Origin of the sequence: Buchnera aphidicola (Eriosoma lanigerum) (genome assembly GCF_964059125.1) — a bacterium.
Classification (GTDB): Bacteria; Pseudomonadota; Gammaproteobacteria; order Enterobacterales; family Enterobacteriaceae; genus Buchnera_D; species Buchnera_D aphidicola_C.
The window spans coordinates 284,182-297,038 of the sequence record NZ_OZ060395.1 but is presented as its reverse complement, the minus strand read 5'-3'; the positions used below and the strand labels follow the sequence as shown (position 1 = coordinate 297,038).

General features: G+C 21.3%; 12 protein-coding genes. 9 read left to right on the top strand and 3 right to left on the bottom strand.

Annotated features, from left to right (window positions below):
• Positions 1 to 123 precede the first annotated feature (123 nt).
• The 9 genes from trpD to hns all read left to right on the top strand — a co-directional run bounded on the left by trpD (position 124) and on the right by hns (position 9,460).
• Positions 124 to 1,161 (top strand): anthranilate phosphoribosyltransferase, encoded by a 1,038-nt coding sequence (trpD, locus tag AB4W75_RS01260; RefSeq protein WP_367679647.1) that lies wholly within the window; start codon positions 124 to 126, stop codon positions 1,159 to 1,161.
• Complete coding sequence (trpCF, locus tag AB4W75_RS01255) at positions 1,127 to 2,515, top strand: bifunctional indole-3-glycerol-phosphate synthase TrpC/phosphoribosylanthranilate isomerase TrpF (protein WP_367679646.1); 1,389 nt, start codon at positions 1,127 to 1,129, stop codon at positions 2,513 to 2,515. The genes trpD and trpCF overlap by 35 nt, the downstream gene beginning before the upstream one ends.
• A 20-nt stretch (positions 2,516 to 2,535) precedes the next feature.
• Positions 2,536 to 3,762 (top strand): tryptophan synthase subunit beta, encoded by a 1,227-nt coding sequence (gene trpB / locus AB4W75_RS01250; RefSeq protein WP_367679645.1) that lies wholly within the window; start codon positions 2,536 to 2,538, stop codon positions 3,760 to 3,762.
• On the top strand, positions 3,731 to 4,552 hold the full coding sequence (gene trpA / locus AB4W75_RS01245) for a tryptophan synthase subunit alpha (protein WP_367679644.1): 822 nt from the start codon (positions 3,731 to 3,733) through the stop codon (positions 4,550 to 4,552). The genes trpB and trpA overlap by 32 nt, the downstream gene beginning before the upstream one ends.
• 145 nt (positions 4,553 to 4,697) lie before the next feature.
• On the top strand, positions 4,698 to 5,432 hold the full coding sequence (locus tag AB4W75_RS01240) for a YciC family protein (protein WP_367679643.1): 735 nt from the start codon (positions 4,698 to 4,700) through the stop codon (positions 5,430 to 5,432).
• Between the two features lie 31 nt (positions 5,433 to 5,463).
• The gene (locus AB4W75_RS01235) at positions 5,464 to 5,988 is read left to right on the top strand and encodes a septation protein IspZ (protein WP_367679642.1); all 525 of its coding nucleotides are present in this window, start codon (positions 5,464 to 5,466) and stop codon (positions 5,986 to 5,988) included.
• 57 nt (positions 5,989 to 6,045) lie between these two features.
• On the top strand, positions 6,046 to 6,435 hold the full coding sequence (yciA, locus tag AB4W75_RS01230; protein ID WP_367679641.1) for an acyl-CoA thioester hydrolase YciA: 390 nt from the start codon (positions 6,046 to 6,048) through the stop codon (positions 6,433 to 6,435).
• Between the two features lie 487 nt (positions 6,436 to 6,922).
• On the top strand, positions 6,923 to 8,389 hold the full coding sequence (gene cls, locus AB4W75_RS01225) for a cardiolipin synthase (protein WP_367679640.1): 1,467 nt from the start codon (positions 6,923 to 6,925) through the stop codon (positions 8,387 to 8,389).
• A gap of 660 nt (positions 8,390 to 9,049) precedes the next feature.
• Positions 9,050 to 9,460, top strand: a complete 411-nt coding sequence (gene hns, locus AB4W75_RS01220) for a histone-like nucleoid-structuring protein H-NS (RefSeq protein WP_367679639.1) — start codon at positions 9,050 to 9,052, stop codon at positions 9,458 to 9,460.
• Positions 9,461 to 10,234: 774 nt separating this feature from the next.
• On the opposite strand, the gene ribA is transcribed toward hns, so the two are convergent.
• The 3 genes from ribA to lipA form a co-directional block, all read right to left on the bottom strand.
• Positions 10,235 to 10,828: a GTP cyclohydrolase II gene (gene ribA / locus AB4W75_RS01215; RefSeq protein ID WP_367679638.1), complete on the bottom strand. Its 594-nt coding sequence runs from the start codon at positions 10,826 to 10,828 to the stop codon at positions 10,235 to 10,237.
• 307 nt (positions 10,829 to 11,135) lie between these two features.
• Positions 11,136 to 11,852, bottom strand: coding sequence for an orotidine-5'-phosphate decarboxylase (gene pyrF / locus AB4W75_RS01210; protein ID WP_367679637.1), 717 nt, complete (start codon positions 11,850 to 11,852; stop codon positions 11,136 to 11,138).
• A gap of 93 nt (positions 11,853 to 11,945) precedes the next feature.
• A complete protein-coding gene (gene lipA, locus AB4W75_RS01205; protein ID WP_367679670.1) occupies positions 11,946 to 12,857 on the bottom strand; it encodes a lipoyl synthase in 912 nt (303 codons plus the stop codon).

The window sequence follows — 12,857 nt, the reverse complement described above, 5'->3', positions numbered from 1 at the left end:
TTCATGTAAAGATAATAAAAATAATTATATTATATAGATCTAGTATGAAATATAATATAAATTTACTTTAAATACATATTTTTATATGTAATTTATTATTTGTAACAACTATATGAAAAATATATGAATAAAATATTAAAAAAACTATATCAATTAATTCCATTAACCGAACTAGAAAGTTATCTTTTATTTATTAATTTTATTGAAGGTAACATAAACGATATACAATTAAGTGCTATTTTAACAGCTATTAAAATTAGAAATTTTACCCCTTTAGAAATGGTAGGTGCTGTAAAAGCATTCTTAGATAAATGTGAAAAGTTTCCTAAACCTAATTATATATTTGCTGATATTGTTGGAACTGGTGGAGATGGTAAAAATACAATAAATATTTCTACTATTAGTGCTATTGTAGCAGCAATAGATGGGTGCAAAATTATTAAACATTGTAATAGTAATATTTCTAGTAAATCAGGATCAGCAGACTTTTTAAAATATTTTGGAATTGACATTAATCAATCATATATACAATCACAAAATATGTTAAATAAATATAACATTTGTTTTTTATTAGCTACCGAATATCATATCGGATTTAAATATGCCACTTTAGTTCGTAAAACACTAGCTACAACAACACTATTTAATATTATAGGTCCTTTATTAAATCCATCCAAACCAGATTTAATTGTTATAGGTGTTTACAAACAACAATTATTGTTACCTATGGCTCAAACATTACAAATATTAAATTATAAACGAGCAATAGTGTTACATAGTAATGGTACTGATGAAATAACTATAGACGGTGTTACTAATTTAATAGAAGTTAAAAACAATAAAATACAATCTTACCAATTAACAGCAAAAGATTTTGGAATTGATTATATTAAAAAAAATATTAATATCAATGATATTTCTTTTGAAAACAGTTCAGAAAATATGCTAAATCTATTACAAGGATCTGGTAATATTATTCATATGCAAACTATAGCAATTAATGTTGCTATATTATTTAAAATATTTGGATACGAAAACTTAAAAGAAAATACTGAACGTGCATTGTCAATAATTAAAAGTGGAAAAATTTATAAATATATAAAAAATATGGCTGAAAAGGATAATTATGCAAAAAACTGTGTTACAAGAAATTTTATTTAAAAAAATAATATGGTTAAACAAAAAAAAAAAACAATTTCCATTGCATACATTTAAAAACCAAATAAAATTAACAAAAAAAAATTTTCATACAGCATTAACTAGCATACATCCTTCATTTATTTTAGAATGCAAAAAACATTCTCCATCATTGGGGTTAATTAATAAACACTTTAATATTGAAAAAATAACAAGAATATATAAAAAATACGCTTCAGTAATTTCAATTTTGACAGATGAAGATTATTTTCATGGTAAATTTGAATATTTATCTCAATGTAGATCTATTACACATCAACCTATATTATGTAAAGATTTTTTTATTGACGAATATCAAATTTATTTAGCACGTTATTATCAAGCTGATGCAATTTTACTTATGTTATCAGTACTTAATGATTATCAATATAAAAAATTATCAAACATTGCACAAACCATGCATATGGGAATACTTACCGAAGTCCATAATTTAACTGAATTAAATAGAGCTATTGCATTAAAAGCTAAAGTTATTGGAATTAATAATCGTAATTTACATGATCTTACGATTAATATTAATCAAACTAAAATATTAGCTATTAAAATTCCTAAAAATACAATTATTATTTCTGAATCTGGTATATCTAATTATAATCAAATAAGAGAATTAAGTCCTTTAGTAGATGGATTTTTAATTGGATCTTCATTAATGCAATCTACAAATTTAGATGAATCTATTCGTTGTTTGATAATGGGAAAAAATAAAATATGTGGATTAACTCGAATAGAAGATGCCAAAGTTGTTTCTAATTCTGGTGCTATTTATGGAGGTTTGATTTTCTGTAAAAAATCTATAAGAAATATAGATGAAAAACATGCTTACTCAATGATTAAAGAAGTACCAATGAAATATATAGGTGTATTTTGTAATGAATCAATTTTTTTTATTAATAAAATCATAAATAATTTAAATTTGTATGGTATTCAATTACACGGAAAAGAAAATCAAGACTATATTAATAATTTGTTTAAAATTATTCCTAAATCTACTCAAATTTGGAAAGCTATATCTATTGATAACAATGTTCCACTATTAAATTGGAATAATGTAAACAATTATATTCTAGACAATAAAAATGGAGGTGGAACTGGAAAAACGTTTAATTGGTCTGTTCTTAATAATCACAATTTAACTAATGTATTCTTAGCTGGTGGTTTAAATATAAATAATTGTTTTAATGCTTCTACTATAGGATGTATTGGATTAGATTTTAATTCTGGTGTTGAAATATCACCTGGGATTAAAGATAAAGAAAAAATAAAAATTATCTTTAAAATACTTCGTCATTTTCATTTATTTAAATATAAATTATATTAATCTTATTATAGGTATTTATTGTGATTTTACTGAATCCGTATTTTGGAAAATTTGGTGGTATGTATGTACCTCAAATACTAATTCCTCCTTTGATTAAATTAGAAAAAGCATTTCTTAATGCATCAAAGGATACTAAATTTAATAAATCATTATCAAATTTATTAAATAATTATGCAGGTAGACCAACACCATTAACATTATGTAATAATTTAACTAAAGGAACTAAAACAAAAATCTATTTGAAACGTGAAGATTTACTACATGGTGGAGCTCATAAAACTAATCAAGTACTTGGACAAGCATTATTAGCTGTAAAAATGAATAAAAAAGAAATTATAGCAGAAACAGGAGCTGGACAACATGGAGTAGCAACAGCTATTGCTTGTGCTTTGTTAGGTTTAAAATGTCGTATCTACATGGGAGAAAAAGATATCATTAGACAAGAACCAAATGTTTTTAGAATGAAATTATTAGGTGCACAAGTAATTTCAGTGAATAATGGATCTCGTAGTCTCAAAGATGCTTGTAATGAAGCATTAAGAGATTGGTCTAAAAATTATAATTCTGCATATTATATGTTAGGTACTGCTGCAGGCCCGCATCCTTACCCAACTATGGTTAAAGAATTTCAAAAAATTATTGGAATAGAAACAAAAAAACAAATTTTAGAACAAGAAGGAAAATTACCGGATATAATACTAGCTTGTGTTGGAGGTGGATCAAATGCAATTGGAATATTTTCAAATTTTTTTAATGATAAATCAGTTAAATTAATAGGAGTAGAACCTGGAGGAAATGGTATCAACAGCAATAAACACGGAGCTACTTTGTGTGCTGGAAGTACTGGTATTTACTTTGGAATGAAATCAAAAATTTTACAAAATATAGAAGGACAAATTAATGAATCTTGGTCAATTTCAGCTGGTTTAGATTTTCCATCAGTAGGTCCTGAACATGCATGGTTACAAGACACAAAACAAGTTACTTATGTAACAGTTAATGATACTGAAGCATTAGATAGTTTTCAACTTTTATGTAAAAAAGAAGGTATAATACCAGCATTAGAATCATCACATGCATTAGCGTATGCATTAAAAATAATGCACAAAGATCATAATAAAGAACAAATATTAGTAGTTAATTTATCTGGAAGAGGTGATAAAGATATATTTACAGTATCAAATATTTTAAAAAACAAAAGACAGGAAAAAGATAATGAAAACACGTTATCAACAATTGTTTCATAATTTATATTTACGCAAAGAAGGATGTTTTGTTCCATTTATTATATTAGGTGATCCAACAATTGAAATTTCATTAAAAATTGTAGATATATTAATAGAAAATGGTGCTGATGCTTTAGAATTAGGAATTCCATTTTCAGACCCTATGGCAGATGGACCTATTATACAAAATGCTAATTTACGAGCTTTTAAAAACGGAATTACAATAAATAAATGTTTTGAAATGTTACATATCATTAGAACAAAATATTCAAATATACCAATTGGATTATTACTTTATGCTAATTTAGCATATCAAATGGGTATAAATCAATTTTATAAATTATGTAAAAATATAGAAATTGATTCAGTATTGTTTCCAGATGTTCCTATTCAAGAATATAGTAATTTTTTACAGGGATCAGAAACATATAATGTTAGTCCTATTTTTATGTGTCCTCCAAACGCTGACGACATATATCTTAAAAAATTAGGAATGCATGATACAAGTTACGTTTATTTATTATCTCGTTCAGGAGTCACTGGAATTCATAATCATTCGAATATAATATTAAATAAATTAGTTCAAAAATGTAAAAAAATTATATCTCTACCATTGTTACAAGGTTTTGGGATTAATTCACCTACTCAAATAAAAAATATTCTTCATTCAGGAGTAGAAGGAATTATTTGTGGTTCAGCTATTATAAAAATAATAGAAAATTACTATTTAAATCTGAAAAAAATGTTCAATCAATTAAAAAACTTTATATTTTTACTAAAAGAATCAACTAAAAATGTATATTTATACTAAAATAATTTTATTATATAATTAAATATACTAATAATTAAAATAACATCATATATATATAAATATGTATATGCTAATTTTATAATTTTTTCATGTATATGTTATATTACATGTAATATACTATACAATAATAAGAAAAGGAATGTTTATGTTCATCACGGCAATTTCATTATACCGTGACACGTATAATTTTATTATACAAAAAATGAATTCTATTATTATAATTGCTTTTTTGAGTTCTATAATCAGCACTATTATAAATTACGGAATTATTTTAAATATTTATACAATTTCTAATTTATATACACATTACAATACTAACAATATATTTGAATTAATTAATATTATTCCATTGGAACAAAAAATAATTTTAATAAAAATATCGATATTAAAAACGATTAGTTATTTAATTAGTAATACTAGTTTCATTGGATTATTGATTATATTTATATCAATAATTTCTAATCATAATCGAATTAATATAGTATTATCTATAAAAAAAATGTTTTCAATATTTCTACATTTGTTTTCATTATTGTTTATATTATCTGTAATTATTCAATTAGGATTTATATTTTTTATATTACCAGGAATCATTGGATTGATTTTATTATCCCTATCTCCTATTATTTTAATCATTGAAAGAAAAACTATTATTGATTCAATGTATAGTAGTATACTTTTAACAAAAGAAAAAATATATATATTAGCACCTGCTATAATCATATGGATACTTGGAAAATTAACGATATCTATGTTATTAATTACTATATTTTATATATTTCCAGAATTTATTTCATTTTTATTACAAAATACCATAAACAACTGTATATTCAGTATTCTTATTGTATATTTATACCGTTTTTATATGTTAACTAGATAGTAATACTTTTTAATTTGGAAATTTTATAAATATGAAAATATTGTTAGATATTTTTTCTATTTTTTTATTTTTTATTACATATCACATATTTAATATTTTTATAGCTACAATAGTATTAATGATTATTTCATTAATAGTTTGTATTATACATTATTATGTATATCAAACTATAGATATAATTAATATTATCAATTGTATAATAATTTTTATTTTTGGTTCTTTTACTATTATTTTTCATAATCCTGAATTTATAAAATGGAAAATAACAATTTTATATTTTTTATTAGCATTAATATTAATTTTAATTCCAAAAATGAAAAAACAAACATTATTAGAATCAATTTTATGTCAATATTATTCTTTATCTAATCAAGAATGGAAGAAAATAAATATAATATGGTCATTATTTTTTTTGTTATGCAGTGTTTTAAATTTATATATAGCTTATCATTTTTCAGAAAATTTTTGGGTTTATTTCAAAATGTTTGGATTGTCTGGAATTATAATTTTATTTACTTTATTAAATATATTATATATAAAAAATATTAAAAAATAATATTAATATAGTATATTTTGTAATATTTTTATAATTATTTTATATGAGTTTATAAACATGCAAAATAAACAATTTCCTCAAGGTGAAATGGTACTACGAACATTAGCTATGCCGGCTAATACAAATGCTCATGGAGATATTTTTGGAGGTTGGATTATGTCTCAAATGGACATGGGTGGTGCTATTTTAGCTAAAGAAATCGCAAAAGGTAGGGTGGTAACTGTTAGTGTGAATGACATGGTTTTTTTTAAACCAGTTAATATTGGAGATATTGTTGCTTGTTATGCAAAATGTATTAGAGTGGGAAATAGTTCTATTACAATTCATATTGAAATATGGATTAAAAAAGTAACTTCTCAACCTATAGGTCATTTCTATCAAGCAACAAAAGCTATATTTATTTATGTAGCTATTAACGAATATGGTAAACCAAAAACTCTATGTTGAAAATTGAAGATTGTTATATCTTTTTATAAAATAAAAAAATATTATATACAATATTTTTATAAATTAAATATAAAAATCAATTGTTTTACTATATATATCTATAACTTTTATATAAAATTATTAAAAATTAATGAAAAATGATATTATTAATTTTTAACATATAAATTATTATTATGTTTATGACATTAACTATGTTACTTTTACTGATTTTATATAGGTAACATCTATATCATATGTAATATTTTACATAATGTAAGTAACATATAATATAAAACAATATATTTTTAATTTTATATATATATATATATATATGGTATTTAATAATATAGAAATAATTCTATTCTTTATTATAATTAATATTATTCATATTGATGTATTATAATACAAATACATATTAATTATTTTATATAATCATAAATTAATGATATATATATAAATTTTAAAACACAATTAATACTTAAATAAAAGTTAATAGGAAATATAATGCATGAAGAATAGTTATATTTTTACTTCTTGGTTTATGTTTCTAGGATATTGGCTGTTAATCGCTAGTCTTACAATTAAAATTCTTATTAATAAAAAAACAAGAAATTCAACTATAATATGGTTACTAATTATTTATACTATTCCATTAATAGGAATATTAATATGGTTATTATTTGACGAACCGTATGTAGAACAAACAAGAATTAAACTTATTCATAAAATTTGGAATCAAAATAATCAATGGATAAAAAAAATAAAAAATTATAAATATATTTTAAAAAATACAAATAGTAAAGTAGCCAGTCCATTATTTCAATTATGTAAAAATAGACAAGGACTATATGGAATTACTAATAATAAATTACAACTATTAACCAATTCTCAAAATATTATTGACATTTTAATTAAAGATATTCATTTAGCAAAAAAAAATATTGAAATGGTGTTTTATATTTGGACACCTGGAGGATTAGCTGATGAAGTAGCTAAAGCATTAATTTCATCAGCTAAAAGAGGAATATCCTGTAGATTAATGTTAGATTCAGCTGGTAGCATAAAATTTTTCAGAAGTAAATGGGTTCACATTATGAGACATGCTGGAATACACATTGTAGAAGCTTTAAAAATTAATTTATTTAAAACATTTTTTCGAAGAATAGATTTACGACAACATCGAAAAATTATACTAATTGATAATTATATTACATATACAGGAAGTATGAATTTAGTAGATCCAATTTTATTTAAAAAATCATCTAGAATTGGTCAATGGATAGATTTAATGACTAGAATTGAAGGACCGATAGCTACTACAATTGGTGTCGTATATTCTTGTGATTGGGAATTAGAAACAGGAAAAAAAATTTTACCAGCTATACCAAAAGTACATGATTATCCTATATATAAAAAAAAATGTAATAATAATTTAATTCAAGTTATAGCTTCTGGACCTGGTTTTCCTGAACATATGATTCATCAATCATTTTTAATTGCTATATATTCTGCTCAAAAACAGTTAATTATTACTACACCATATTTAGTACCTAGTGATGATGTATTACATGCTATTTGTACTGCTTCTCAAAGAGGAGTAGAAGTTATTATTATTGTTCCTAAATATAATGATTCATTATTAGTACAATGGGCTAGTAGAGCTTTTTTTAGTGAACTATTAGAATCAGGAGTAAAAATTTATCAATTTGAAAAAGGATTATTACATAGTAAAAGTATGTTAGTGGACAAACAACTGAGTTTAATTGGTACTGCTAATTTAGATATGAGAAGCTTATGGTTAAATTTTGAAATTACTTTAGTTATTGATGATAAAAATTTCGGAGATAATTTAGCTTCTATTCAATATGAATATATAAATCATTCTAAATTATTAGACCCTCAATCATGGTTTGTACGTTCATATTGGAGAAGAATTTTAGAAAAATTTTTTTATTTTTTAAGCCCATTATTGTAATTACTTATTTTAATTTTAATATGAATAATATTTTTAATTTATTTTAACAGTAACATTAACTTTTTATAAAATTGATATATAATAAATTAAAAATATCATATTAAGATAACATTAATAGTAATAAAATATGTAAATACATAAAAATATTATTCTATATATATTATATATATATTAAATAAAAAATATTATTATAATATTTAATATATAAATTAATAATATTCTATTAATGACCAATAATTATTTATTATATAAAATATCAAATAATATTTAGTTATTAAACTAGATATTTTTAAAATTTAAAATCAATTAAATAATATTTTAAAATCATATATATTTTATATTATTAAAAATGAAAAAAGAAAAAATTAAATTTTATTATTTTTTAAAACAATCTAATATTAATTATACATAAATATATTTAAAATTATAATTAATTATTATAAAAATAATTATATATATGTTAATCATTATATTTAAATTAAAATACTTTAATTAAATAAAAATTAATATATTTTAAATTAATTAAAATATATATTATTCTAATAATATTAATTTTATAAATTATATAATTATATTAATAATTAAATTTGTAATGATTCACATTGATTATTAAAATTAAATGAAGTTAAAAAAACTTAATTATATTTAGAGAGTATACTCATGAATGAAAGTCTAAAAATTTTGAATAATATTCGTACTCTAAGAGCACACGCAAGAGAATGTTCTTTAGAAACTTTAGAAGAAATGTTAGAAAAATTAGAAGTAGTTGTAAAAGAACGCCGTAATGAAGAGAATCAAGCATTAGAAGAAATAAAAGAAAAAACAAAAAAGTTACAACAATATAAAGAAATGCTAATTGCAGATGGTATAGATCCAAACGAATTATTACAATCTATGAATTCAAATAAATTTTTAGGAAAAAATAAAAAAAGAGCTACTAGACCTGCAAAATATAAATATATTAATAAAAATGGAGAAATAAAAACATGGACAGGACAAGGAAGAACACCAAGAATTATAAAAAATGCAATTATTAAGCAATTTAAAAAATTAGAAGATTTTTTATTATAATGTACTATAGTATAAAAAAAATAGTAATAATTTTGATATTTTAATTATTTATAATAAACATGAAATTTTTTATATATATAAAATTAAAATATAAATATTAATATATTTTCAATTACGATTTATTCAAATATATATATGTATATATTTAAAATATCTACATTTTTATATTATAGTCATCTTATTGTTTGTAATACATAAAAATAAATAAATTATATAAAAATATTAAAAATAATTATATAAATAACGATGACTATAATAAAAAATAATTAATAACGTATAAAAATATTATTTTTATAATAAAATTATATATATTAAAAAATAAAACAAAATAAAAAAAACAATACATATAATAAATTTATGTTTTTATCTTTATTAAAACGAAATATAAACTGGTTTTTATTACTATATAAAAATAGAAACTAATCAATAAATACTAATAAAAATTATGACGTATAACTAAATTAAATATAATTATGCTCTTAATTATCAATAACTTTAATAAATTAATAAAAAAAATATCATATTTTTTTTTTTTTTATGTGATACATTCATTAAAAAACTATAAAAAAATGTTATTATTTATAATATTGATTATTATTAATAATATAATTATTATAAAATATTTGATTATGAATTAATAATGTTATATATAATAAAAAATATTTTTTTATAATTTTATTTATAAAATATTTATTATTGTTAATAATAATTTTTTATTTTAAATAAACATAAAATATTAACATAATAATTATGTAATAATATTAAAAATTAATGTTATAAACAGTGCCCCATTTTTTTTTCTTTAGTGTTAAGATAAATGGAATTATTAGTATTTTGACCTACAACCAAAGAAATTCTTTTAACAACATTAATACCAAAAGTTTGCATAGCTAATACTTTAATAGGATTATTAGTTAATAATAATATATTTTTAATTTTCAGTTTTTTTAAAATTTCAGAACATACAAAAAAATTTCTTTCATCTGCAGAAAATCCCAATTTATGATTAGCTTCTACAGTATCTAATCCCATATCTTGCCAAGAATATGCTTTAATTTTATTTAATAATCCAATATTTCTTCCTTCTTGACGATGATATATTAAAATTCCATTCCCAGATGATGCAATCATTTTCATAGATTGTTTTAATTGAAATCCACAATCACACCGTAAACTAAATAAAGCATCTCCTGTTAAACATTCTGAATGTATTCTTACTAAAATTGGTTTTTGTGTAATTAATATATTTCCATATACTAAAGCAACATGATTACTATTAATTCGGTTATTTTCTTGAAATCCTACTAAAACAAATTGTCCCCATTTAGTTGGTAATATAGCCTTTTCTTTAATCATATTAAGATACATGCGTTCTCCATTATTATTAAGTGATGTAACTATATAAATATATTATTCCAACAATACTTAATATAAAATATTTTCAATATATACTATATATGTATAAATACTTAAATAATTACTATGATTAATAAAATTATGACAAATTTAATATATTAATAATACTAAATTATATTTGGATACATACTATTATATTTTTATCATCAATAATAAATTAAGTATTAAATAATTAATTAATTGAAATTATATATGATTAATATTAATAATAACACAATTATAAATAAAGTTATTGCTATCATAATTTTATATATATCAATTACAACATTGAATAAAAATTATTTAAAACTAAGATAGGATTGTTAGATAAAGTAATTGGTCTACCAACAACTATATAATCTATTGCAAATTTTTTAGCAAGATCAGGTGTAATAATTTGATTTTGATCATGTACATGTATAGAAGATTTTGACAATCGTACTCCTGGAGTAACAATTTTAAAATCACTTCCAAATTTTTTCTTTATATTTAATGCTTCTGATCCAGGACATACAACTCCATCTAAACAACATTGTTTAGCTAAATTAGATAATAAAAAAACTTGTTTTCGTAAAGAATGAATAATTCCTATTGCTTTTAAATCATTTTGATTCAAACTAGTTAATACTGTTACACCAATTAAAATTGGTGCAGTATCTGAAAAATTTTTCAACGCTAATTTAGCAGATTTTAACATATTTACTCCACCTAAAATATGAATACTTAACATCCATATCCCAAGATCTGCTGCTGCCTTTACTGAATAAAATACTGTATTAGGAATATCATGGAACTTTAAATCAAGAAAAATTTTAAATTTTAGTTTATGTAAATCTCTAATTAACTGTACACCAAATCTAGTAAACATGGCTTTACCTATTTTTAAATAAAAAATAGATGGATCCAACATATGTACTAATTTCATAGCAGAACTCATAGTAGGATAATCTAATGCTACTATAATTTTTGTTTTTTTAACTTGATTTAATAATAACAAGATGAACCTCTTAAAATATATATATATATATTAATTAACGTTATAATGTAAAAATACATTTTTAATTCTGAATAAATATTTATTGTAAAATCATTATTTATTTTTATATATCTGAATTTGTTCATAAGCATGATATGAAGATCGTACTAAAGGTCCACAAAATACACTAGAGAATCCAATTGATAAAGCTGTTTTTTTTAATTCATGAAATTCTAATAATGTTACATATCGTACTACAGGTAAATGCAATGTACTAGGTTGTAAATATTGCCCTATAGTCAACATGTCTACTCCATTAGAATGTAAATCTTTCATAACTTGAATGATCTCTTTATTAGTTTCTCCTAAACCTAACATTAATCCAGATTTAGTAGGAACATCAGGATATAAATTTTTAAATTCTGATAATAATTTTAAAGATAATTTATAATTAGCACCTGGTCTAATTGTTTTATATAATCTTGGAACATTTTCTACATTATGATTAAATATATCTGGTAATGATTGTTCCATTTTTTTTAACGCTTGTTCTCTACAATTTCTAAAATCTGGAACTAAAATTTCAATTTTAACATTAGATTGACTTCTAATTGTTTGAATACAATTGACAAAATGATTAGATCCACCATCACGTAAGTCGTCCCTTACTACTGAAGTTAATACTACATGATTTATTTTCATTTTTTTTATGGTCTTAGCCAAATTAATGGCTTCATCAGGATCTATTAACATAGGTCTTCCATGTTGTACTGCACAAAATGGACAAGATCGAGTACAAATAGTTCCCAAAATCATAAACGTAACCGTACCTTTATTAAAACATTCAAATAAATTAGGACAACGTGCTTCTTCACATACAGAATGTAATTTATTTGTTCTTAAAATAGATTTCATTTTCTGAATTCGAATAGAATCCATTGGAAATTTAACTTTAATCCAATTCGGTTTTTTTAATATATTATGATTAATAGGAATATTTTTAGTAGAAATATTTTTAGTAGAAAT